The organism is Labrenzia sp. ATLA3 (assembly GCF_057180185.1).
In genome coordinates this window covers 75845-99297 of sequence record NZ_JBXUKV010000011.1, presented here as the reverse complement: position 1 = coordinate 99297, position 23453 = coordinate 75845, and the positions used below count along the sequence as shown (strand labels likewise).

Genomic DNA, 23453 nt, shown 5'->3' with positions numbered 1-23453 from the left:
ACCTGATGTGCGGGATCAGCCATTGTCGGCAATAAGTTTCTTAACGAAGTCAATGGGGTAGGGTGCGAATACCCTGCTGGGAGTATTCAATCCAACCGCTTCTGACATCTGTTGTACGAAAGTTGTGCAGTCATTAATGCCAAGAAAGTAAGGTTTAGGTTTTTCCCACTTGGAAACTACAGCCAATGCTTTGTCGTAGACTTCTTTGTTTACCAACACGCTGAGTATGATTTGAGCGTCGGTCCAAGTGTCGTTGTGCAGAACCCCTTTCCCTCCGAATGCAGCTTTCAGGTTCTTCTTAGAATTCCCTGGGTAGAAGCCTACTCCTTTTTTAAGCGTCGCGTTTTGGACTTCATCTCCCCAAACTAGAGTGACAAAAGCATGTCCGTACTCACCGTCGTAAGCTGCAAAAACGACTGCGTATTCTTGAAGTTCTGAGCGTACTCTCTTATCGATATATGTTATATCGCTTCCAAAACTAGAAGTAGGAAAAACAGCAAGAATAAGTATCGCTAAATATTTTTTTATATTTTTATTCACAACATTTCTCCTTACTCTTAGATTAAGTTATTTCTGTTAATTCAAGTTGCTATTAACTCCGTCAAGAAACGAGAAGGCACCGAAGTACGTTTTATTGTTTTAATTTGGAGGCAGTATAAAGACACGTAATAGACGCCAAAACCGCCAGTCTTTTGCGTGTCCATTACCCTCTGCAGCAGCATTGCGTTGCCTTTTCTTTGTGGGCCAGGGGAATTACGCAAGAATTTTCGGCTGATTGTTAGAACTTACCGCTTTTTTTGCGATAAAATCTGGACTAACGGTATCTGCAACCATCTTTCAAAGGGTTGAATCACTGAGAGTGTGTTCTCTACCCAATCCGCCTTGTATGGCCCAATTCAAAAAAAACCCCTAGAAATAATAGCAGCGGTATAGACTATTTGCGCATGCCCCCCCTTCTCTTATCAATCAAAGATTGTATTCAACTAGAGAAAATTGTAAAGAAATTTTTAATCCTAAGGTAGAAGCTATTAGATTGAGCGCCCGACGAATGATATGAACCTCCACGACGGGTTTTACGCCAAATCTCTCAGACGCATCCTCAGCGCCACTTCAGAGTCTCGCCTGGAACAAAATCGATGGGAAGCTCGCACAAGCCCTTAGCATTGCAGGCGCACTGTTCCGATACTTCAAAGACATCCTGATAGTGACGTACGACTTCTCGGCGGCGAACAGGCTTCACTACTTTTTCTCAACGCGTCCTGAAGCATCGTCTTGTCCAACGTCAGATCCGCTACCAGGCGCTTCAGCTTCGAATTCTCATCCTCAAGCAGCTTAAGTCGTCGGATCTCAGAAACACCCATGCCGGCATAGATCTTCTTCCAGCGATAAAATGTCGCCTCGGCAATACCCATTTTCCGACAAATATCGCCAATCGTCGTACCAGATTCCGCTTGCGTCAGCGCAAACGCGATCTACTCGTCTGAAAAACGCCTTTTCGGCATTGGCACACTCCTCTCTTATCAGAAATGTACCCAAAAATTCGCAATCAATTCCGACCACTTTCAAGGGTCAAGACCAGGTCTCACGTTGCGGCTTTTCTACCATACGTGGGAAAAACACGGCACGTCTTTAAGAAGAATGACCTCAGTTCAAATTAATTTCTGGAGGCCCCGTATCTGCGGGTTCCAGTCCTGGGAACTCATGTCGAGGCAGTTCGACGCACGAATCCGAATCTTGTTCACATCTTTCGAGCATGTCTCGAACCACCGTTAATTGATTTTCATGCTCTGTAAGGCGATCTTTGTTTCGCTGAGCGCGCTCTTTGTTCTGCTGTGCATACTCCGACATTTCGCGACCCAGAAGCATACAGCTGGCTTCGCCGCACTTATCTAGCTCTTCCGCTATCTCACCACCTCCCTGATCAAAAAAGGCGACTTCGGCGGCCCCAAAGGTAAAGGCTGCCTGACCATAAAGAGACGATGCTTCTTGCACCAAGGTAATCGCAGTTCTGCAAGCTTTAATTGTGTCTGGAACACCGACGAGTGTTTCTACGCAGGCCACTGGATTGACCCCTGGGCTAGATGGATTACAGTCTTTGAAAAGTGCTAGACCCAAGTCGTAACCACCCTTTGCGCAATCATAGCTTGGCTCGATGGCTTCTTGTGCTTTGCTCCACGCAAGGGTTTCAAGGTTTCGCCCAGTTTGTATCGTCGATGCGATATCATTCAAAATCATCAGACACTGGTTTTTTAGCTCAGAGATTCGGCTCGTACTGCAGTCCTGCGCAACGGCAGGTATCGCAATGTTTCCACCAAAAACTGCTGACGTGGAAAGAACCAGCAACGTCCTTCTATCTATAAACCCAGTTTCTCGTTTCATTACGTCACCTAATTTTTTACTTTTGCAAACTAAAAGAAACTCTAACGGATTAAGACGTAGACCACCGTAGCGCCATAGCTGCTCTGCTACCCAACCTTCTGCCGGCGCGGCTTAGAGCCCGATTTAAAAGTAGTTGAGTGATATCAAAGGGTTGTGATTCAACCGTCTTTGTCGAGAAGATGGAGTATCGAATGCCCTGGGATGATATCACTCGCAAGCAACATAACCGGGATCATCTTCGTTATCCAAGCGATTTGACGGACCGGGAATGGGCCGTGGTGGGGCCTTTGATCCCACCGGCCAAGTCCGGGGGACGGCCGCGGACGACCGACATGAGGGAAGTGATGAACGCGATCCTCTATCTCGCGGGCAGCGGCAGTCAGTGGCGTGCGCTGCCGAGAGACTTTCCTCCAGCCTCGACGGTACGGGGTTATTTCTGTTCCTGGCGCGACATCGGGCTTTGGCAGACCATCAACCAGATCCTTGTCGCCGCCACGCGGGAACTGGAGGGGCGTGAAGCCTCGCCCACCGCCGGGGTCATCGACAGTCAAAGCGTGAAAACCACGGAAAGCAGCGGGACTTGCGGCTATGACGCAGGCAAGAAGATCAAAGGCCGCAAGCGCCACATCATCACCGATACGCTTGGGCTGATGCTGTTTGTGCTTGTCCATGCCGCCGACATCCAGGACCGGGACGGAGCACCCGATGTCCTGAAGGCCATCCGGTACCGGTTCCCCTGGTTGCGTCATGTCTTTGCCGACGGCGGCTATGCCGGCGAAAAGCTTCGCGTCGCCTTGGTCGGAAACGGCAACTGGACGATAGAGATCATCAAACGTTCCGACGCCGCCAAAGGCTTCGAGGTCTTGCCTCGCAGATGGGTCGTGGAACGCACCTTCGCATGGCTTGGCAGATGCCGTCGATTGGCTAAGGATTGGGAGAATTCCATCGAAAGCTCAACCGCATGGGTCAATATTGCCAGCAGCAAGATCATGATCCGAAGGCTCGCAACCTATTGCGTGCCCTAATGAACTTTTGAATCGGACTCTGAGAAGCTCGGGAACCAGCCCACTTCGGCATAGGGCGAAAATCCGATTGACATATACCCTAGCGTGAGAGACGGTTTTGCATTGTTAATTTTTTTGGGTTTCGACATGGCAGATGAACTGATTGCACTTTCCAAAGCCCTGGAAGACCTTAGAAGCGAACTTGCAATTGCTCAGAAAGAGGGTGATGGCAAGGATATCAAGTTTGCGATTGAGGAAGTTTCCCTGGATCTGCAACTGGTGGCCACCGGCGAAGTCTGTGGCGAAGCTGGCGCGAGTGTCTGGTCGGTGTTTACCGCCAAGGCTGGCGCGAAGGTGTCCGAAGCGGCGACGCAGAAACTCAGCTTGAAATTGAAGGTCACAGGGACAACCGATGGCAATGGCGAAAATAGAGGCCCGCTTGAGGTTGGTGACGAAGACGACGCTCCGCAATGACGGGCTATCGCAATGGTATGGAAAAACCATCTCGTCGCAATTTTTGCACCGACAAGTGAAAACAAAGGCAAGTGGGGCACGGGGATTCCTGTCGCCAATGACTGCGTCTTGACGGCTCGACATGTGTTGTTTGGCGATGAAGCAATTGATGACCACATCAAGTTATGCTGGTGGGGCAGCGCTGCCCGCAACGAGGTCGAGGGCGAACAGGTTCGCGTGTTTGAGTCCGTGAGCCGGGAGAACATTCTATGGAGCGATGTTGATCTCGACGCAGCGCTGATCAAATGCAAGCCGCCTGAAGATATACTTGGCTATGTAGACCTCGATTATCGCAAGCCCCACAGCTCGATCAGGTGGGAGAGCGAGGGTTTTGCAAGGGTGGCCAAGATATCGAAACAAAGGCCTGCCGTCAGTTTTGCCGGCGATCTGCACTCTGCCCCGGATGCGCAAGACCATATTGATCTGCCGGTGGACAACCCGCTCGAAGAGGAAGAACTCTGGGGTGGCTCTTCCGGGATGCCAATCGTCTCGCAAGACCGCAGTCAGATCATCGCAGTCTGCAGGTCTGTGCCGTACGGGTTCAACGCAGGACGTCTGCGCGCGACACCTACTTGGAAACTCTGGGAAAACGAGCGGTTTCGGGCGCTAATTGAATCGGACGCAGCGATACAGGAACGCAAACGCCAATTGCTGCAATCCATTATTGATGCGTTGGCGGACAATCCTGCTTGGCTTTCGGATCTAGCCGCACTGATGGGTGCAGCTGCACAAAACGCATTGCAAGGTGGCCATGTCCAGTTCGCGCAGCATTTGCTTACGAGTGATGTACCTGCCGACGAAGTTCTGAGCAAACTCCACGAACTACACACGCGCTCGAATATCGATAAAAACAGCGTTCGCAAGCTCGCTACCGCTTTGGCACCCGCAATAGTCGGGTATTTCCGGTGCACGGCAAGCCGTCCGCTGGGTTCTGTTTATGACGGAAGCGTTGGACTTGGCACTATGGCCGAGCTCGTGGCAGCCGCTCTGGACGGCCGTGTTGCGGACTTTCGCCCGCGCAGGGGAGAATTCGAATATGCAAAGGGGCGCAGAAGTCTGCCTCTCTTTCCAGAGGCCGGTGCCGGTGCAGATGCGCAACTATGCATCGCAAAATGGGTCCTGGAGGATCTGGAGGAGCGACTGGTAGGAAGTACCTGGCAGGACGCACTGACTGCGTTTTTCCGCAAAGAGAATGTACACGAATACAGAGCTGGCACAGCGCAACAGGACGTTCGCACCGAACTTCAAGATATAGCAAGACGTTTGAAGCGCATCTTTTCGGCCCGCAAGTTTCGGTTTTACCTGGCCATTCCAACGCAGGGCATGGACTTGCCTCAACTCGAACAGCTGAATGGCGCCATTGAGGAAATTCGGTCCGTACTGCCGGACCTTCTCGTTTTCGAGATTGAGGCATCGCTAAGAGGTGCCGACGAGGATGCTCTCGGTGACTTTCCGTTCATGTTGCCAATGCAAGGTGAAGAAAATTGATCAGTCTTGATGTCAAAGCCGGTGAAGCGATCCAACTGCGGGAGATGGCTACCGAGAGTTCCGAAGAAGCCGACAGGGAAGTACACGTCTTTGAACAGTCGGATATCGACGCCATTGAGGCTGCGCTCAACGCGCGCCGGCCATTGTTGGTTCGCGGCGAGCCCGGCGTGGGCAAGTCGCAACTGGCACTTGCAGCAGCCGTCGTCTTGAAGAGGGGCTATTGCCAGTTCGTTGTGGACGGAATGACGGAAGCCCGTGACTTGCGGTGGCGGGAAGATGCGGTCGCACGATTAGCTGATGCCCAGCTGATAGGTGCTTACAGTTCCGAAGATGGAGAGGGCAAGAAGCTCAGAGCCAAACTGGGACGTATGAACTACGTTCAACCGGGGCCGCTCTGGTGGGCATTCGACTGGGAGGATGCCCGAAAACAGGCGGCAACGTCCAAAACACCGGTGCCCGCACAACCTGTTGAAGCCTGTGACCCCGAAAACGGCATGGTCGTTTTGCTGGACGAGATCGACAAAGCAGACACAGACGTGCCGAATGGTCTTTTGGAAGCTTTGGGTGCCCGGGCTTTTCGAACACCGGAAAGCGCACTACCAGTCTCGGCGAAGTCCTGGCCACTGGTTGTCATTACGACAAATGAAGAGCGTATGTTGCCGGATGCTTTTCTTCGCCGCTGCGTGGTGCATAACATCGCCCTTCCGGAGCATGTCGACGACACTGTTGAGAACGGTGAAACAGTCGCTGGGTTGAAGAGCCATCTTGTCACGAGAGGTAAAGCGCACTTTCCGTCTGTGCCCAACAGCGTCCTTGAAAAAGCTGCTGATTTAACAATTCGGGACAGACAGACGGCCAAAGAAGAGAGGGTTTCGCCCCGTCCCGGACAGGCCGAGTATCTGGATCTGTTGCGAGCTGTTGTAGATGTTTCTGGAGGTCAAGCGCAGGCGATGCTGGACCGGCTTGATCGACTTCATGGTTTTTTCCTGAAGAAACATCCGGACCAGCGTTGATGTCACGCGGGTCGATGAAAGGTCGCGCAGACCTGTTGGCACTGGATAATGGCTCAACAGTAGACGCCGTTCCTGCCCCCGACGTGATCCGCAGGGCGGCATTGCTGGGCTACAGTTTTGACGAAAGCGTGATTGACAAAAAAAAAGAAACGCAACAGGTCGATCAACGGGAAGACTTGGTCTCCGAAAGCCCATTGGTTTCACCAGAACCCGACGCGCTTCCGCTAAAAAGCGTAACTTTCTTGTGCCCGCAGGAACTCGAGCTACTGAAGTTTTCAGACGAGAAACAGTCTGACCCTGATCCTTCAGGAAGGAGGGTTGCTAATTATTGGGAGAACAAACCCACGGGCTCTCCGGCGTTAAAGCACTTTGCGAATGACAGGGTGCTGGAAAAATTGCTTCGTGGGTTTGTTGCCCCATTCGCAAGGCAGCGTCGCGTTGACATTCCAAAGGCAGTCCGGTGCCTGGCAGAAGGCCGACATCTTGAAAAGCTTCCGCACAAAGAAAGACGGAAACAGGCCGCCCGTCTTCAAATCGTTATCGATCGGAGTCCGCATTTATTGCCGTTTTGGGGTATGGCCAGTGAAATTCTGCTCTGGTTGAGGGAGAATTGTTCATCAAGCCTCCAGTGTTTCGTTTTCGACGGGATCAACCGTGAATTCGTCATTGAACGTAAGGGCTTGCTTGTCACATCTGAGCCCGATCCAGCGCTGGGGCCGGTACTCGTGATGGGAGATGTTGGGGCTTATGTTGATGATGGCCGAAACGCCCGCGACATTTGGAAGAGCCTTGCGAGGACCTTTAGTCAGGCAGGTGTAAAGCCATTTGTGTTTTTTCCCGGCAGCCCAGGCACGTATATTTCAGAACTGCACCGAGCCTGGAATGTTATCTGTACGGATCAAAAAAGTGCCCCCCGAAACGTTTTCGAGGCGTCTGAACTTCTGCTAACTCTGGTCAGCCCTGCGAACCGGCTCGAGCCTGGCTTGCTAAGCCAAATGCGACAAACTTTCTTTCCGGACGGAGGGATTTATCTCGATATTCAGACGTGGAACCACCCGGCGGTCGAGCATCCGTCGGCTGTCGCGGCTAGTTGGTCTGTCAACGAAATAGCCAAGTATCGCGAAGGCTTCGGAAAGCTGCCGAAGGACACGCAGATGAATGCGTTGGAAATTCTAAGGCAGTGGCGACGGGACCTTCCGGACGAGATTTATTTTGAAGAGTTATTGAACCTGCCACAAGCTTCCAAGACCATTCTGGAACAAAGCTACCGTCAGGATTTCAAAAATGCCCGTGCGTATTTCAGATCTTTAAAAACTGCGCTGCAGGCGGCACAAGGTGCAGGTAGCGTAAACATGTGCGCCTGGCTCTCACGTGTTGCAGATCGCGGGAAGGAAAGCCTGGAAGAAAGCTCCGTGTGTTCCGTGGTGACTGAGGCCAAACGTCGGTACGACCCGCACTACAATCCCCCAGTTCCACCAGACAAGGTAGACCGCGGAGACATTGACGTCTCCCAGGTCGATCTTGGCCTGTCCCACCGAGGTATCGAGGTTCAGGTCTCCGCGACTTCAAGCGGCAAGCCCGTCGCAAGCCCCCTGGCGTCCCTGCCATCAACCAATGGCGTTGTCGAAATCGATGACTGGCGCGCCTGCGACGGTCTGGATGAGGGCGGGTTCTGGGCTGCAGGACACGCGCCGCACTGGGCAGAGGACTGGGGCATTGATGAATTTGGCCCCTGGGCGCAGTTTTCGGTGTTCGTGCGCGATGAAGACCGGGAAGATCAGTCGGAAACGATCTTGAACCAGACATACCGGGTTACGCAAATCCTGCGTTGGATCCCGCCGGGACGATTCCTGATGGGGTCGCCTGAAAGCGAACCGGGCCGTTGGGATGACGAAGGTCCACAACACGAAAGAAGTATCGAAAAAGGGTTCTGGCTGTTTGAAACCCCGGTGACACAAGCCCTTTGGCAGGCAGTGATGCAGAGTGCGCGAGGCAACTTCGGTGGGGCGGAGCGTCCTGTTGAATCCGTTTCCTGGACCGATGCGACAGAGTTTGTTGACGAGCTGAATGCGCAAGTTCCGGGACTTGATCTCGCGCTGCCGAGCGAGGCTGAGTGGGAGTATGCGTGTAGAGCAGGTACGAGCGGTCCTGACTACGGTGTTTCTGGCAGCAAAACGTCTCAATCGATGTATTCCGGAACACCTGAGACCGCATCTGACAGCAACAATCCTTCATCTGCCAAGGTGTTACCCGAACACCCGTTTTTCGATCCTGAACCGGATGACGATGAAAGAGAATTTCAAGAGCACGAAGCCGATGATGAAGGTGTCCGCGATTCGTTGGAAAGCATTGCCTGGTATGACGAAAATGCAGGCGGCGAAACCCATTCGGTTGCCCAAAAGCAGCCCAACGATTTTGGCCTATATGACATGATTGGCAATGTTGATGAATGGTGTCAGGACCATTGGCATGAAAACTATGAGGGCGCTCCGAACGATGGCTCTGCCTGGCTGGACCAGGCATCTTCAGAGTCCGATGGAGAGCCGGACCGGGTGTTCCGGGGCGGGTCCTGGCTCGATGGGGCTCGGTACGTGCGCTCGGCGTACCGCGGCGTGTACGTGCCGTCGGGCCGGATCGGCGGTCTGGGCTTCCGCTGCGCTGCGAGGTCGGGCGAGGTCAGGCCGGCGGCGCGGAGCGCCTTGGGGAGGCGGGCCTGGCCGGTGACACGCGGGCGGAGCCGCGTGGAGCAGGCCAAGGCCCTGCCGGGCAGCGCTCACTCGGACGCGCGCCGTGCGGTGGTTGACTTGTCGAACCCTGCCGGGACCATTGCCCTGTCCCCTTTGCCAACGACACGTGTGCTGATCCGCACGGACAGGGCCAGCCTGACGCTTGCTCCGATGACGCAACCGGACTGGGCAAGCAGTTTCGGTCGGGACCGGTTCGGGCTTTATGCGGATGTAACCATCGAACAGGTGACCCAGAAGCTGCGCTGGATCCCGCCTGGCGGGTTCCTGATGGGGTCGCCCGATGAAGAGGCGGGTCGCGATGACGATGAAGGCCCACAGCGCAACGTGACCATCGGCACCGGCTTCTGGCTGTTCGACACGCCGGTCACGCAAAAGCTCTGGGAAGCGGTGCTAGGTGACAACCCGAGCGAGTTTCTCCACCCGGATCGCCCGGTCGAACGGGTTGACTGGAACCAGGCGAAGAGCTTTTGCGAAGCAATATCTGGCCGGATCGCAGCGTTGCACTTTGATCTGCCGAGCGAAGCGGAATGGGAGTATGCCTGCCGGGCAGGAACGCAGGAAGCGACATATTCCGGGCCGATGGATATCCTGGGTGAACATAATGCCCCCATACTGGATGAGGTCGCCTGGTATGGTGGCAATTGTGGGCGTGATTTCGATCTTAAGGATGGGTTTGACATCTCCGATTGGAATGAGAGGCAATACGCAAAAGATCGTAAGGGTGGCAGCCGGGTTGTCGGATTGAAACGGCCCAATGGTTTTGGCCTTTACGATATGCTGGGCAATGTGTGGGAGTGGTGTGAGGACCATTGGCATGGCAGCTACGAAGGCGCTCCGGAGGATGGCTCCGCCTGGCTGGACCGGGTCTCTTCAGAGTCCGATGGCGGGCCGGACCGGGTGTCCCGGGGCGGGTCCTGGTACGATGAGGCTCGGCTCGTGCGCTCGGCGTACCGCCTCGGGGACGGGCCGTCGTACCGGGACGACGTTCTGGGCTTCCGCTGCGCCGCGAGGCCGGGCGGGCGGGGTGCGCGGAGCGCTCGAGAATCGGAGGACGGTGGCGGGCTGGCTGAAGACGCGCGTGCGGAGCCGCGCGGCGCAGGCCAGACCGGAACCGTCCAGCGGGCAGGCAAGGGCGGTGAGAAAAATCCGCAGCAGATGCCAAAGGTCCAGAAATCTCAGGCCTTGAAACCGCAGCGAAAATAGAATGCCTGAACCAAGACGGAGGCAAGCATGAAGTATCTGTTTTTTCAAATTCCTTGTGTTGGCGGTGAGGCACAGGCGGATGAAATGAACAAGATACTTTCCTCGGACCGGATAGTGTTTACGGATAGACAGTTTGTTGCCGACGGTGCAAACAGTTTTTGGGCCGTGTGCATTGGCACTGATGGCAAGTCTGGAGGGCAAAAGCCGTCGGGAGGACGCTATGAGAAAATCGATTACCGCGATGTGCTCAGCCCTGAAGACTTTTCGATCTATGCGCGCTTGCGCGAGTTGCGCAAGCAGGTCGCCCAGCATGAGGGGGTGCCGCCTTATGCCGTTTTCACAAACGAGCAGTTGGCTGCGATGGTTAAGCAAAAGGCTGCGAGCAAGGCCGCCCTCGGGTCAATAGAAGGTGTCGGCCAGGCGCGGGTCGAAAAATACGCGGACATCTTTTTGAAAGAATTGCAGGCTTGTGCGGTATTGGAGGCCATTCCCTCTTGAAACGCAGCGGCGCCGATCTGGAGGACGTTGCAAGCTGGAACAACCTTGCTTCGGCTTTCCGGCGTGCGGCAAAGGGCAAGCGGCGGCGGGCTGATGTTGCAGCTTTTGAGAGCGGTCTTGAAAGGGAGCTTGCCGGTCTTCGCGCAGAAATTTTGAGCGGAACCTTTCAGCCCGGCCCAATGAAAGCGTTCATGATCCGCGACCCGAAACCACGCTTGATCCATGCGCCGTATTTTCGCGACCGTGTCCTGCATCATGCCCTGATGGCGGTCATGGGGCCTGTTCTCGACAGGTGCCTGATCGCCGACACCTTCGCTTGCCGGGAAGGCAAGGGTTCTCTCGCGGCGGTGCGTCGGGCGCAACGACATCTGCGGCGAAACAACTGGTTCTGCCAGATTGACATCAAGGGCTATTTTCCGGCGATCGATCATGCGCGGCTGGAGGTCATGCTTGCGAGCAGGTTCAAAAACAGGGCGCTGCTCCGCCTTGCTTCAAGGATCATCAGGTTTCATCAGGCAGAACCCGGCAAGGGCCTGCCCATCGGGGCGCTGACCTCGCAGGTTTTCGCGAATGTCTATCTCTCATCCGCAGATCGTTTCCTGACCGAGACAATTCGTGTTGGTGGATTTGTGCGCTACATGGACGACCTGATCTGGTCGGGCGATAGCCGGGAAGCTGTCGAAGTCTCCCTTAGTCGCATCCTGACGGTGCTTGAAGGCGATCTTCTCTTGACGGTCAAAACACCCTACCGGTTCGGGCGCAGTCCGGAAGGACTGTATTTTTGTGGCTATCGGATCTACCCACGGGAACTTCGCTTGTCGAAGCGCCTCAAGCAGCGCTATCGCGATATGCGCAGGCGGCTGGAGCAGGTGGCCGCTTTGGACCTTATCGATGATCTTGACTTGCAGAAAGGCTATGCTTCTGTTCTGGCAACAACCTTGCACGCGGATGCAAGAAACTGGCGTGCAGCCGAATTGTGCCAGAGACCGCTTGAGCCGTGCCTTGCTGCCCGGTACGGTTGAGTTGGGCATGCCCGATGGCGAGCCGAACCGGGTGATCCGGGGCGGGTCCTGGAACAATGAGGCACGGAACGTGCGCTCGGCGTACCGCAACAGGAACGAGCCGTCGAACCGGAACAACAATCTGGGCTTCCGCTGCGCTGCGAGCTCGGCAACGGTGCTGAACCGCTGCTGCCGACCAGGGCAGGCTCAATGGGGTAAACGGTACAAATCCGATATCCCGAAATGAAAAGGACACCGGTGTGCAAGTAGCTGTTGGCTGTGGCCTTAGCGAAACCTCACCGGTGTCCGCTCGGAGGAAGAATGCTGCATGAGGTGTTTGAGTTTGAAGGTGAGCTGATAGACCCCAGCCGGCATCCTCTCGAAACAGGCCTGCCGCCGGCATGGGCAAGCGGTTGGGGGCAGGACAGGGCTGGCGTGTTCACTGAACTGACAGTGCGGGAGGTCACACAAAAACTGCGCTGGATCCCACCTGGAAAATTCTTGATGGGTTCTGATCAGAAAGAACCTGGGCGTTTTCAATCTGAAGGCCCGCAGCACGAACGGGTGATCCCGGATGGCTTCTGGCTGTTTGACACGCCAGTGACGCAGGCGCTCTGGCAGGCGGTGATGACCAAAAACCCGAGCCGTTTTGAGGGCAAGGATCGACCGGTTGAGAATGTGAGCTGGACGGACGCGCGAGAGTTCGTGTCGAATATGAAAAGCCACTTGCCCGGCATCGACTTGAAATTGCCGAGCGAAGCAGTATGGGAATACGCCTGCCGGGCAGGCACCAGGGAAAGCACCTATGCGGGCCAGCTTACGATAAATGACGAAACGGCCGACAGATCCGTTTTGGACAAGATCGCCTGGTTCAGACAAAACTCGGACGGCGAAACGCATTCGGTTGCCTTGAAAGAGCGGAATGCTTTCGGGCTTTATGGCATGCTGGGCAATGTCTGGGAGTGGTGTGAGGACTATTGGCATGACAGCTATGAGGGCGCTCCAAAAGATGGCGCTGCCTGGCTTGAGCAGGCTTCTTCAGAGTCCGTTGGCGAGCCGTACCGGGTGTTCCGGGGCGGGTCCTGGTACAGTGAGGCTCGGCTCGTGCGCTCGGCGTACCGCACCGGGCTCGTGCCGTCGATCCGGAACGACTTTCTGGGCTTCCGCTGCGCTGCGAGGTCGGGCTGAGCTCAGGCTGGCAAGGATCCCGGGGCGCTGAACCGGGACGGTTCACGCCCTTGGGATCAACCGGGGCTCAAGCGGCGCGGAGCGCAGCTTGACTGGTGGCGGGTTTTGGCTCGAGTGCGCGGAAAATTTCGCAGCCTACGGCCGCGTTGCTCTTGGACAGACCCATAGCGCAAAAGGAAAACCAGATGGGTCAGAACGGCACTGAGGGGATGCCTCGAGTTCTCACGGGTGGAATCTGCTTTCGCATGCGTTTCAACCATTTTAGACAGCGCGTGACGCCCACACATGTCGCAGATATGTTGCATGGAGTCTCCGGCACTCCCGAGAAAACGGCGGAGATCCGGGGAATTTGGCGGAAGTCGTTTGCGACATGCGCAACAAGAAATCCGACTGACCAATTTCTGGAACTTATTGATTTCATTCACGAAAGAGTTGGCTGGGGAACCTGGATTCGAACCAGGACTAACGGAGTCAGAGTCCGTGGGTCTACCGTTAACCTATTCCCCAACACGGCTCATCAGATGAGCTGCCAATCGATCGGTAGTGAGCAAGAAGGGTGTCTCGCTCCCGATTGGTGTGCCGCATATACATCTATCACATCGGCGATTGCAAGACCTGCCTCGGACTTTTTTCTGAAATCGAACACCTGTGGAAAGTCTGGCGAAAGACTGCATGCATTCGTGTCACGGAGAGCTTTTCCAGCGACGGGCAACCTGTTACAGTTTTGGCAACGAAAGACGCGGTCTTCAGAAGCGCCCCTTTGAAACGGCGGAAGCTCTGAAGATCTGAAAGGCAATAACGTGACTCAGTCAGGCCAGGAACCGCCCGAAAAAGGGCGTCGTACCCCTGATGTGTCCGGAACCAGCGGGGCTCCCATGGAGTCCAGGGGACCGTCCAGACGGCGCCGAAAGCGCAAGTCCGGCAAGGGCCCCAAAGGCAATCCTGCGGCACAGGCGAACTGTGCCGAAAATGGTGCGCCTCCAACGGACGGGCAAAATCCGTCCAAGGCTGTGAACGGACCCGTCGACCAAGCACTCTCCGTGCAGGGACAACCTGCGCGCAAGGGGGAGGGTGCGTCATCATCCCAGAAGCGCCGCAAGAAAAGAAAACGCGGGCACACCCAGAAGGCTGACGGTGCGCAACCGGTTGGTACGGTCGCTGCACATGGCGCTTCTGTTCAGGATGGATCGCAACCGCAATCAGACACAGCAACCAGTCTGAAAGGCAAGAAAGCTGCGCGCAGGCGTGGTCGTCGCCGCAAACAAGCTTCCAGAGGTGCTGAACGGTCTGTTGCTGCTCAAAATGCAGAAGCCAGCATCGCGGTCTCTCCGCACTCCACCGGTCGTAGCCAATCTACGCCTGTGGACCGAAATCAGGAGACACGTTCGCGCAGGAACGGCGAAAACCGTTTTCCCTCCGGCCACAGGGAGCAAGGGGACGGGGCTCGAAGCGGCGCGACCTATGAAAGATCTTCAAGCCGATTCAGTGCGCCACTTTATGCCGCGCTCGACTTGGGAACCAACAATTGCCGCCTCTTGATCGCCCGGCCGGAAGAGCGGGGATTTCGTGTCGTCGACGCTTACTCCAGAATTGTTCGCCTTGGAGAAGGCGTCGACTCCAACAGATTGTTGAGCGACGCCGCAATGGAAAGGGCCATCGATGCCTTGGCGCAGTGCCATCGGAAACTTGCCGACAGAGGTGTTGTCAGGTCCAGGCTAATTGCGACCGAAGCCTGCCGCGCCGCAGAAAATGGCGCCGCTTTCATCGAGAGGGTCCAGGCGGAAACAGGACTGGCTCTGGAAGTCGTCAATCGCGAGACGGAAGCCAGGCTCGCCGTTGCCGGCTGCGCCTCGCTTGTGGATCACGATGCAGACGGTGTGATTCTGTTCGACATTGGTGGCGGCTCTTCAGAAATCGTCTGGCTGGATCTGCGCAACCGTTGCGGCGCGCGAGGCTATGCGTTGACCCGCTTTATCCGGTCGTGGATTTCCCTGCCTGTCGGCGTGGTTAATCTTGCCGAAAGGCATGGTGGTGTCCATGTGACCCCAGATATCTTCGAGGCCATGATCGAAGATGCGGCTGAACACCTCTCGGCCTTTAACCTTGCCAACAACCTGACAGAAGCTATTGCCTCTGGAAGGGTGCATATGCTGGGCACATCGGGCACAGTCACGACCCTGGCAGGTGTTCATCTGGGCTTGAAACGCTATGACCGACGCAGAGTTGACGGAACATGGCTGGAGGACGGTGACGTCTCCAGAATGATTGATCAACTGCGTGACATGCCTTATGAGGCGCGCGTGGATAATCCCTGCATTGGTGCGGATCGGGCTGATCTGGTTTTGGCGGGCTGCGCCATTCTGGAAGCCATACGGCGCCGCTGGAGTTGCTCGCGTCTGCGTGTTGCGGACAGGGGGCTGCGCGAAGGCATTCTTACGGAATTGATGGCGGCGGACGGTGTCTGGTCGCACAGGAAAAACGGCGCGCGCCAGGATCGTGGGCGCCAAAGGAACAGAACATGAGCCGAGGCAAAAAAGGAACGGGTGACCGGGGTCTCAATGTCAAGGTGAAGACCTCAGCGGGCCGGAGAGAATCCTCAACCCGCTGGCTTCATCGGCAATTGAATGACCCTTACGTTCGCAGGGCCAAAATGGACGGCTACAGGTCGCGCGCCGCCTATAAACTGATAGAGATCGACGACAAGCACAAAGTGTTGAAGCCCGGCTATCGGGTGGTCGATCTGGGCTGCGCACCAGGTGGCTGGTGCCAGGTGGCCGTGGAGCGTGTGCAATCGTCTGTCGAAGCGCCCAAGGTGGTCGGCATCGATTACCTGGAAATGGACCACGTGCGCGGCACGACGTTTCTGCAGAAAGACTTTCTGGACGACGATGCACCAGCTGCCTTGCTGGAAGCTCTGGGAGGGCACAAACCGGATGTCGTCCTGTCCGACATGGCGGCTCCCACAACCGGTCACAAACAGACAGATCACCTACGGACGACCCATCTGTTCGAAATCGCGATCGATTTCGCGAGACGCAATCTCGTGCCAGGCGGCTCCTTCCTGGCAAAGGTCTTTCGTGGCGGAACGGAGCACGCTCTGCTGAACGATCTGAAGCGGGAATTCAAGTCAGTCGCCCACCTCAAGCCTCCGGCAAGCCGCAAGGAAAGTCCGGAACTTTACGTGATCGCCAAAGGCTTTCGCGGTAGCGATCTCGATCCTGACTGATGTGATTGCCGGGCAATACCGGGCACCGGCTTTCTGCTACGCACGAGGGGGAACATCGCAGAGCGGTCGGCACCCCCTTTTCTTTCTGTCACCTGCGTGTTATTGACCCGCGCCAACTTCTCCGGCACAGCCGAAGCGACTCGAAAGATGCAGGCTTTTGAAAAAAAGCGTGCGTCTCAGCTATTTTTTTACAAAGGGGAATTGGCAATGGCATCCTTCTACGTCCCTACCACCGGACAGCAAGCCCTGACGTTCGACGACGTCCTGCTGATCCCCGGCCACTCGGAAGTTATGCCGGGTGAGGTCGATCTGCGGACCCGCGTCACGCGGGAACTTGAACTTAACATTCCGATCATTTCGTCCGCCATGGATACCGTCACCGAGGGTCGTCTGGCGATTGCCATGGCTCAGGCTGGCGGCATTGGCGTTATCCACCGCAACCTGTCTCTCGACCAGCAGGCCGAAGAGGTTCGGATGGTCAAGAAGTTCGAGTCCGGAATGGTCGTCAATCCGCTGGTGATTGGACCGGACGCGACGCTTCAGGATGCGCTGGATCTGATGAAACGATACGGCATCTCCGGTGTTCCGGTCGTGCAAAACGGCGGATCGGGCGGTCAGACCAGTGGCAAGCTGGTCGGCATCCTGACGAACCGGGATGTTCGTTTTGCCTCAAATCCGGACCAGAAAATTCATGAGCTGATGACGAAAGAAGATCTCGTCACAGTGAACGAGAATGTCACCCAGGACGACGCCAAGCGTCTCCTGCATCACAACAGGATCGAAAAACTGCTGGTTGTTGATGAAAACCGCAACTGCATCGGCCTGATCACCGTCAAGGATATGGAAAAGGCCCAGCTCAATCCCAATGCGTCGAAAGACGATCAAGGGCGCTTGCGGGTTGCCGCGGCAACCAGCGTCGGCGAAGAAGGCTTTTCACGTGCGGAACGTCTGATCGACGCTGGCGTCGATCTTCTTGTCGTTGATACCGCGCACGGCCATTCCCAGAAGGTTCTGGACATGGTTGGCCGAGTGAAAAGCCTGTCCAACTCCGTTCAGGTTCTTGCTGGAAACGTGGCAACGACCGAAGCGACAAAGGCCCTTATCGATGCAGGTGCAGATGCCGTGAAGGTCGGCATTGGGCCGGGATCCATTTGCACCACCAGAATTGTCGCGGGCGTCGGCGTGCCGCAGCTTACCGCGATCATGGATTCGGTGAACGAAGCAGACAAGCAGGGCGTGCCGGTTGTCGCGGACGGCGGCATCAAGTTTTCGGGCGACCTTGCCAAGGCAATTGCCGCCGGTGCGGCATCTGTCATGGTCGGTTCACTGCTGGCTGGCACCGAGGAAAGCCCAGGCGATGTCTATCTGCACCAGGGACGCTCCTACAAATCCTATCGTGGTATGGGATCCGTTGGAGCCATGGCGCGCGGCTCTGCCGACCGCTACTTCCAGGCAGAAGTAACCGACAGCCTCAAGCTCGTTCCGGAGGGGATTGAAGGCCAAGTGCCTTACAAGGGCCCCCTTAGCAGCGTACTGCATCAGCTTGCCGGCGGTCTGAGAGCTGCCATGGGCTACGTTGGCGGCAAAACGATTCCCGACTTCCAGGAAAAGGCACGTTTTGTGCGTATTTCCGGAGCTGGCCTGCGCGAAAGCCATGCGCACGATGTTACCATTACGCGGGAAAGCCCGAACTACCCGTCCAACGTATAATCACCCGGCATCGGGGCACCTGATGACAGGCGCCCCCGCAAAGGAAAAGCATGAAAGACGGCGGACGCCTTGCGGCGGCGATAGAAGTTCTGACAGAAGTGGAAACACGCCACAGACCGGTGCAACTCGCCTTGAAAGACTGGGGCGCCGCGCACCGGTTTGCAGGGTCTGGTGATCGCACGGTCATTGGCAACCTCGTGTTCGACGCTCTTCGCAACAAGGCCTCTCTTGGCGCGAGGATGAACGACAATTCGGCGCGCGCGGTCGTAATGGCAACCTATTGCGTAAGCTGGGGCAAGGGACTGGAAGCGCTGACGGATGTCCTGGAAAAGGACCATCACGCACCTGAGGCCTTGTCAGAAACAGAAATCGCCCGCCTGACGGCAGCTGAGGACGAAACACCGGCTCCCCATGAGCAGGCAGATGTTCCGCAATGGCTGTGGCCACTGTTCGAATCTATCTTCGGTGAAGATGCCGTCGAAGAGGGGCAGACGCTGGCAACGCGCGCTCCTGTCGACATGAGAGCCAACACGCTGAAGGCTGATCGTGACAAGGTTCTCAAACGCTTGGCGCACACCGGAGCGAAGCCAACACCGCTGTCACCCGTCGGCACACGCATCGAGGCAAAGCCGGATCTTGGCCGCATGCCGCATGTTCAGGCTGAAGAAGGGTACCGCAAGGGCTGGTTCGAATTGCAGGACGAAGCGAGCCAATTGGCAGCGCATCTCGCCCAGGCCAAACCCGGGGAACAGGTACTGGATTTCTGCGCTGGCGGAGGAGGGAAGACGTTGGCCCTTGCTGCTGCCATGCAGAACAAGGGCCAGCTTTATGCCTATGACGCCGACCGCCTTAGATTGGCTCCAATCCATGAGCGGCTGCAGCGGGCTGGCGTTCGCAACATTCAGGTGAAGGACCCTGCGAGTTCCAGCCTGGACGAACTGATAGGTCAGATGGACCTGGTGTTCATTGACGCACCCTGCACGGGGACGGGTGTATGGCGCCGTCGGCCGGACTCAAAATGGAAACTGGCGGAAAAGGCACTGCAGGATCGGATCGAAGATCAGCGCCGTGTTCTGGAGGCCGCGAGCAAATACGTGAAGCCGGGCGGGCGGCTTGCGTACGCCACCTGTTCAGTCCTGCGCGAGGAAAACCAGGATCAGGCAAGCTGGTTCCTGGAGCAAAATCCGTCATTCAAGCCTGTTTCCGCACTGGATATCTGGGAAAAGACGCTGCCTGAAGCTCAGCTTCCCAAATATGTTTCCGACCGCGGCGATATCTTGCTGACGCCGGCCTCAACAAATACCGACGGTTTCTTTATTGCCCTGTTTCAGCGGGAGCAGTGATGTCTCGCGGGTTTTGCCGTCAGGATCTGTCCTGACGGCGTAGCCCGAGAACATTCGGCAACTGATCGCCATCAGTGCCGATATGCTGTTTTGACCCGGCAGGCTTCTCTTTGGGTTTATCTTTTTCCTGATCTGGTTTTGCCTGTTGTGCGCCTTCAGCTTCTGAAGTGTTCGGAGGCGCGCTGTCAGGTGTTTCTGAAGACCCATCTTCTTCTGCCGAATGCGACTGTTCCGTCACCGCCTTGGTTTCGGTCTTGTTGTTGTCGGCGTCGGCCAGGCCTTCAACAAGTTTGCGAATTGCTGGCTCAAGGCCGTCACCGCGAGACATGGCCGTAAGGACGGAACGGGCCTGGTTCGAATATTTCAGAGCTGCCAGAGCAGCCCCCAGAGCGTTCAGAGGCTCCTTCGCCGATTTGTCCAGATCATGCGCAGCCAGGGCGTGTTTCAGTGCAGCGCCATGATCGCCAAACTTGCGCGCAATACTGCTGAGCCGGACGTGCGTCGGGATGGAGCGGGGAGAAAGTTCCAAAGCGGCAAGGGCGGCTTCCCTTGCATCTTCCAATGCGCCTTTCCCAACCAGAGCATCGGACAAGAGATCAAGCGGCAGCGGATCGGCCGGTGCGCGTTCATTTGCGCGAATGGTCAGTTCGATAACTTCGTCAAATCGTTTTCGCAGCAACAGTGTCTGCGAAAGCCCGATCAGCGCCGGTCCGTAATCCGGATCGGCCTTGAGGGCTTTCCGGTAGGCCGCAATCGCCGCCGCCTTCTGATCGATACGTGCCTGAGTGTCGGCAAAAAGCGACAAGACCGCCGGCGTATCGGGCAGAAGCTCCACCAGCCGTCTGGCTGGGGCAGAGGCTTCCTCGGGCTTGTCTTCTTTCAGCAACACGCTGGCAAGACCATATAGGGCATTGCGATTGTCGGGCGAAAGGGCGAGCACATCTGCAAAATTTTGCTGGGCATTCACCGTATCGCCGAGCAGCAGCTGGCAATTGCCTAGGCTGGCGCGCGCATTCAAATGATCGGGTTCGGCAAAGACAATCCGGCGCAGCTGCGATTGTGCTTCGTCCAGATACCCGGTTTGAAGAAGGGCGGATGCCGTTCTATAGGCAATTTCCGTGTCGTCGGGAGAAAGTTCCTGCGCCTTGAGATAAGATACCAACGCCCTGTCGAGATTGCCGGAATTCTCCAGAGCAATGGCTTCTTCGAACGCTTTACGGGCGGCTGCGGTCATCTGGGTCGTTTTTCCTAAAAGCACCTGCCTGCAGCTTGTCTCACCGGAGACGAAGCAGGGGGCTTATGGTTAACCTAAGGAGCGGGTGGGCCCCGGTCAAAAGCGAAATTCAGCCGTACACAGCTTGTCCGCCGGAAACGTCCGTCAGCCAAACTTAGGCCACAGGAATGCCATGGAAGCGACTACGCTGGTAAAATATTGTGCGGGACAGCAACTGGTGTGAAATTCGGGTTCAATTTACTGAAAAGACCGGTTAAAAGCTGGCCATGACCCACCATCAGCGCCTCCTTATCATCGACTTCGGCTCCCAGGTCACGCAGCTCATCGCGCGGCGCCTGCGCGAGTTGAACGTTTATTGCGAAATTCACCCCTATCAGAACGTCACCGACGCATTTCTGGCCGACTTCGCGCCAAAGGCGGTGATCTTCTCGGGAGGTCCGGATTCGGTTACGCGAGCCGGTTCACCGCGTCCGCCGGAAAGCGTCTACGCAATGGGCGTTCCGATCCTGGGGATCTGCTACGGCCAACAGGTCATGATGCAGCAGCTGGGCGGGCAGGTCGACGGCGGCAAGATCTCCGGCGGTGGCGGAACGGCGGAATTCGGCAGGGCCTTTGTGACACCTGCCGAAAGCAAGATTTCTTTGCTCGATGGTTGGTTCGCGGACGGAAAAGAGCAGGTCTGGATGAGCCACGGCGACCATGTCAGCCAGATCGCTCCAGGCTTCGAGGTTTTTGGAACCTCCCCGAACGCGCCTTTCGCGATTACGGCAGACAAGGCGAAAAACTTCTACGCCGTTCAGTTCCATCCGGAAGTGCATCACACGCCGAACGGCAAGAAGATTTATGAAAATTTTGTCCGCCTGGCCGGCTTTTCCGGTGACTGGACCATGGGCGCCTACAAGGATGACGCCATTGCCAGGATCCGTGAACAGGTTGGCGACAAGAAAGTCATTTGCGGTCTGTCCGGCGGTGTCGACAGTTCCGTTGCCGCTGTCCTGATCCACGAGGCGATCGGGGATCAGCTTACATGCGTCTTCGTCGACCACGGCTTGTTGCGCCTGAATGAGGCCGATGAAGTGGTCTCCATGTTCCGCGACAACTACAACATTCCCCTGATCCATGCGGACGAAAGCGACCTGTTCCTTGGAGAACTGGACGGCGTTTCCGACCCGGAAACCAAACGCAAGATCATCGGGAAGCTGTTCATCGACGTGTTCCAGAAACACGCTAATGAAATCGAAGGCGCAGATTTCCTAGCTCAAGGCACGCTCTATCCCGACGTCATCGAAAGCGTCAGTTTTTCCGGCGGTCCGTCCGTAACGATCAAGTCGCATCACAACGTCGGCGGTCTGCCGGAAAAGATGGGCCTGAAGCTGGTCGAGCCGCTTCGTGAACTCTTCAAGGATGAGGTGAGGGCGCTTGGTCGAGAACTCGGCTTGCCCGAGACGTTCATCGGCCGTCATCCGTTCCCAGGACCAGGTCTTGCAATCCGTTGTCCGGGCGAAATTACGCGCGATAAACTGGATATCCTGCGCAAGGCGGATGCTGTTTATATCGACCAGATCCGCAAACATGGCCTCTATGACGATATCTGGCAGGCTTTCGTTGCGATCCTGCCCGTACGCACAGTCGGCGTTATGGGCGATGGACGAACCTACGATTATGCCTGCGCTCTGAGAGCAGTAACGTCGGTCGACGGAATGACAGCCGACTACTATCCTTTCACGCATGACTTCCTGGGAGAAACGGCAACCCGCATCATCAACGAGGTACAGGGCATCAACCGGGTAACCTACGACATCACGTCAAAACCTCCCGGCACGATTGAATGGGAATAAAAGCGGGCAAGCCGGATCGCACAGGTCCGGCTCCGCAGGCAAGACGTATCCATAGAGTTGGATGGGGGGCGGCAAGGCCCACCAGGCGCCGCAAGAATTGACGTAAATTTGGACTGAAGCTGGAAGACACCCGTGAATTGAAAAGGGTGGTCGTTTTCCACAACTCGCTCTTTAACCGTGAGCCATCTACAGGTAGCGGTTGTTTGACTGAATACCTGTAGGCGTTCAACGTTTGATGAACCAGACCAACGCCGAGCAAATCCCTTTTTCAGGCGCAGGACAGGAAGATAAATAGTGAGTATATTTACTAAAATTATTGCTGGATATGAAGGTGATGGCTTCAGCCTAGGGAAAATTGCAAGAAAAAGAAGAGTTAAAAACTTTTGCGACCTTATTGAAAAGGTGTTCAACCAAAAGGGATCGGTAAAAATTCTCGATATCGGTGGAACCGTTCAATACTGGAAGATAATCGACGAAGAATTTCTTGATCGAAACAAGGTACAGATAACGCTTCTCAATCTACCGGAGTCGCAGGCGTTTGAGGCTGTTGGCAGATTTGATTTTCTGACTGGAGACGCAACGGATGACATCTGGAGCCAGTTGAACCAGCAGGACTTCGACCTGATACATTCAAATTCAGTGATCGAACATGTGGGTGATTGGGCCCAAATGAGGAAGTTTGCGTCAAATATCAAAAAATTCCATGGCGGATATTTTGTTCAGACTCCCAATTTCTGGTTTCCTGTTGAACCGCACTGCTTGACGCTCTTTTTTCATTGGTTGCCGAAACCGCTCAGGGTCTGGCTTGTTACCCGCTTTTCACTAGGGCACTGGCCAAAAGGCGCTAACACGGACGAAGCCGTCGAAATTGTCGAAAGTGCTCGTCTGTTGAGCAAAGCCATGTACCAGGCGCTTTTTGATGACGCGTTGATCAAAAAAGAAAAGATACTGTTTTTGACCAAATCCTTCATGGCTGTCAGGCAGGACGGTGACAAGGTCTCGTCCTGACACGAAAGGCTGTCCGCAGGCGCCTTTCGATGCGGAAAATAGGCAACTCCCTTAAGTGGG

Annotated in this window: 18 protein-coding genes, 1 tRNA gene and 1 pseudogene; 15 read left to right on the top strand and 5 right to left on the bottom strand. The window is 55.8% G+C overall.

What is annotated here, in order from left to right:
• Positions 1–15: 15 nt before the first annotated feature.
• The 3 genes and pseudogenes from AC2A6O_RS27020 to AC2A6O_RS27010 form a co-directional block, all read right to left on the bottom strand.
• Positions 16–540 carry a hypothetical protein gene (locus AC2A6O_RS27020; RefSeq protein WP_498931780.1) on the bottom strand — a complete coding sequence of 175 codons (525 nt, stop codon included), beginning with the start codon at positions 538–540 and terminating at the stop codon, positions 16–18.
• Between the two features lie 536 nt (positions 541–1076).
• Positions 1077–1472, bottom strand: a pseudogene (locus AC2A6O_RS27015) (transposase); the annotation flags it as partial.
• 172 nt (positions 1473–1644) lie between these two features.
• Positions 1645–2379 (bottom strand): hypothetical protein, encoded by a 735-nt coding sequence (locus AC2A6O_RS27010; RefSeq protein WP_498931778.1) that lies wholly within the window; start codon positions 2377–2379, stop codon positions 1645–1647.
• 191 nt (positions 2380–2570) lie between these two features.
• Here AC2A6O_RS27010 and AC2A6O_RS27005 point away from each other — a divergent pair, with 191 nt between their 5' ends.
• The 9 genes from AC2A6O_RS27005 (at position 2571) to AC2A6O_RS26965 (ending at position 13034) form a co-directional block, all read left to right on the top strand.
• Positions 2571–3404, top strand: a complete 834-nt coding sequence (locus tag AC2A6O_RS27005; protein ID WP_498931776.1) for an IS5 family transposase — start codon at positions 2571–2573, stop codon at positions 3402–3404.
• 84 nt (positions 3405–3488) lie between these two features.
• The gene (locus tag AC2A6O_RS27000; RefSeq protein ID WP_498931774.1) at positions 3489–3857 is read left to right on the top strand and encodes a trypco2 family protein; all 369 of its coding nucleotides are present in this window, start codon (positions 3489–3491) and stop codon (positions 3855–3857) included.
• Between the two features lie 12 nt (positions 3858–3869).
• Positions 3870–5384 (top strand): S1 family serine peptidase, encoded by a 1515-nt coding sequence (locus AC2A6O_RS26995; RefSeq protein ID WP_498931772.1) that lies wholly within the window; start codon positions 3870–3872, stop codon positions 5382–5384.
• Positions 5381–6397, top strand: coding sequence for an AAA family ATPase (locus AC2A6O_RS26990; protein WP_498931770.1), 1017 nt, complete (start codon positions 5381–5383; stop codon positions 6395–6397). Before AC2A6O_RS26995 ends, AC2A6O_RS26990 begins: the two co-directional genes overlap by 4 nt.
• Positions 6397–10347, top strand: a complete 3951-nt coding sequence (locus AC2A6O_RS26985; RefSeq protein ID WP_498931768.1) for a formylglycine-generating enzyme family protein — start codon at positions 6397–6399, stop codon at positions 10345–10347. The genes AC2A6O_RS26990 and AC2A6O_RS26985 overlap by 1 nt, the downstream gene beginning before the upstream one ends.
• A 27-nt stretch (positions 10348–10374) precedes the next feature.
• Positions 10375–10845: an HRDC domain-containing protein gene (locus tag AC2A6O_RS26980; protein ID WP_498931766.1), complete on the top strand. Its 471-nt coding sequence runs from the start codon at positions 10375–10377 to the stop codon at positions 10843–10845.
• Positions 10842–11867, top strand: a complete 1026-nt coding sequence (locus AC2A6O_RS26975) for a reverse transcriptase domain-containing protein (protein WP_498931764.1) — start codon at positions 10842–10844, stop codon at positions 11865–11867. The genes AC2A6O_RS26980 and AC2A6O_RS26975 overlap by 4 nt, the downstream gene beginning before the upstream one ends.
• A complete protein-coding gene (locus AC2A6O_RS26970; protein ID WP_498931762.1) occupies positions 11836–12093 on the top strand; it encodes a formylglycine-generating enzyme family protein in 258 nt (85 codons plus the stop codon). Before AC2A6O_RS26975 ends, AC2A6O_RS26970 begins: the two co-directional genes overlap by 32 nt.
• Positions 12094–12167: 74 nt before the next feature.
• Complete coding sequence (locus AC2A6O_RS26965) at positions 12168–13034, top strand: formylglycine-generating enzyme family protein (protein ID WP_498931760.1); 867 nt, start codon at positions 12168–12170, stop codon at positions 13032–13034.
• Between the two features lie 433 nt (positions 13035–13467).
• Here the strand turns inward: AC2A6O_RS26965 and AC2A6O_RS26960 are convergent.
• Positions 13468–13541 (bottom strand) — tRNA-Gln (locus AC2A6O_RS26960).
• Positions 13542–14044: 503 nt separating this feature from the next.
• Here AC2A6O_RS26960 and AC2A6O_RS26955 point away from each other — a divergent pair.
• The 4 genes from AC2A6O_RS26955 (at position 14045) to AC2A6O_RS26940 (ending at position 19313) form a co-directional block, all read left to right on the top strand.
• Positions 14045–15556 (top strand): Ppx/GppA phosphatase family protein, encoded by a 1512-nt coding sequence (locus AC2A6O_RS26955; protein WP_498931818.1) that lies wholly within the window; start codon positions 14045–14047, stop codon positions 15554–15556.
• Complete coding sequence (locus AC2A6O_RS26950) at positions 15553–16260, top strand: RlmE family RNA methyltransferase (protein WP_148586933.1); 708 nt, start codon at positions 15553–15555, stop codon at positions 16258–16260. Before AC2A6O_RS26955 ends, AC2A6O_RS26950 begins: the two co-directional genes overlap by 4 nt.
• Before the next feature lie 207 nt (positions 16261–16467).
• On the top strand, positions 16468–17970 hold the full coding sequence (gene guaB, locus AC2A6O_RS26945) for an IMP dehydrogenase (protein ID WP_148586932.1): 1503 nt from the start codon (positions 16468–16470) through the stop codon (positions 17968–17970).
• 50 nt (positions 17971–18020) lie between these two features.
• Positions 18021–19313 carry an RsmB/NOP family class I SAM-dependent RNA methyltransferase gene (locus AC2A6O_RS26940; RefSeq protein WP_498931758.1) on the top strand — a complete coding sequence of 431 codons (1293 nt, stop codon included), beginning with the start codon at positions 18021–18023 and terminating at the stop codon, positions 19311–19313.
• A gap of 19 nt (positions 19314–19332) precedes the next feature.
• Here AC2A6O_RS26940 and AC2A6O_RS26935 read toward each other — a convergent pair whose 3' ends face one another.
• The gene (locus AC2A6O_RS26935) at positions 19333–20547 is read right to left on the bottom strand and encodes a tetratricopeptide repeat protein (protein ID WP_498931756.1); all 1215 of its coding nucleotides are present in this window, start codon (positions 20545–20547) and stop codon (positions 19333–19335) included.
• A gap of 266 nt (positions 20548–20813) precedes the next feature.
• On the opposite strand from AC2A6O_RS26935, the gene guaA reads away from it, so the two are divergent.
• Together guaA and AC2A6O_RS26925 are read left to right on the top strand one after the other, a co-directional pair.
• Positions 20814–22385: a glutamine-hydrolyzing GMP synthase gene (guaA, locus tag AC2A6O_RS26930; RefSeq protein WP_498931754.1), complete on the top strand. Its 1572-nt coding sequence runs from the start codon at positions 20814–20816 to the stop codon at positions 22383–22385.
• 294 nt (positions 22386–22679) lie between these two features.
• The gene (locus AC2A6O_RS26925; protein ID WP_498931752.1) at positions 22680–23393 is read left to right on the top strand and encodes a class I SAM-dependent methyltransferase; all 714 of its coding nucleotides are present in this window, start codon (positions 22680–22682) and stop codon (positions 23391–23393) included.
• Positions 23394–23453 lie beyond the last annotated feature (60 nt).

Bases quoted from the DNA above. Each gene is read 5' to 3' on its own strand.
- AC2A6O_RS26985 (WP_498931768.1), top strand. From the start codon at position 6,397: ATGTCACGCGGGTCGATGAAAGGTCGCGCAGACCTGTTGGCACTGGAT.
- AC2A6O_RS26940 (WP_498931758.1), top strand. From the start codon at position 18,021: ATGAAAGACGGCGGACGCCTTGCGGCGGCGATAGAAGTTCTGACAGAA.
- AC2A6O_RS26935 (WP_498931756.1), bottom strand. From the start codon at position 20,547: ATGACCGCAGCCGCCCGTAAAGCGTTCGAAGAAGCCATTGCTCTGGAG.
- AC2A6O_RS26950 (WP_148586933.1), top strand. From the start codon at position 15,553: ATGAGCCGAGGCAAAAAAGGAACGGGTGACCGGGGTCTCAATGTCAAG.
- AC2A6O_RS26980 (WP_498931766.1), top strand. From the start codon at position 10,375: ATGAAGTATCTGTTTTTTCAAATTCCTTGTGTTGGCGGTGAGGCACAG.
- AC2A6O_RS26995 (WP_498931772.1), top strand. From the start codon at position 3,870: ATGGTATGGAAAAACCATCTCGTCGCAATTTTTGCACCGACAAGTGAA.
- AC2A6O_RS27010 (WP_498931778.1), bottom strand. From the start codon at position 2,379: ATGAAACGAGAAACTGGGTTTATAGATAGAAGGACGTTGCTGGTTCTT.
- guaA (WP_498931754.1), top strand. From the start codon at position 20,814: ATGACCCACCATCAGCGCCTCCTTATCATCGACTTCGGCTCCCAGGTC.
- AC2A6O_RS27005 (WP_498931776.1), top strand. From the start codon at position 2,571: ATGCCCTGGGATGATATCACTCGCAAGCAACATAACCGGGATCATCTT.
- AC2A6O_RS26965 (WP_498931760.1), top strand. From the start codon at position 12,168: ATGCTGCATGAGGTGTTTGAGTTTGAAGGTGAGCTGATAGACCCCAGC.
- guaB (WP_148586932.1), top strand. From the start codon at position 16,468: ATGGCATCCTTCTACGTCCCTACCACCGGACAGCAAGCCCTGACGTTC.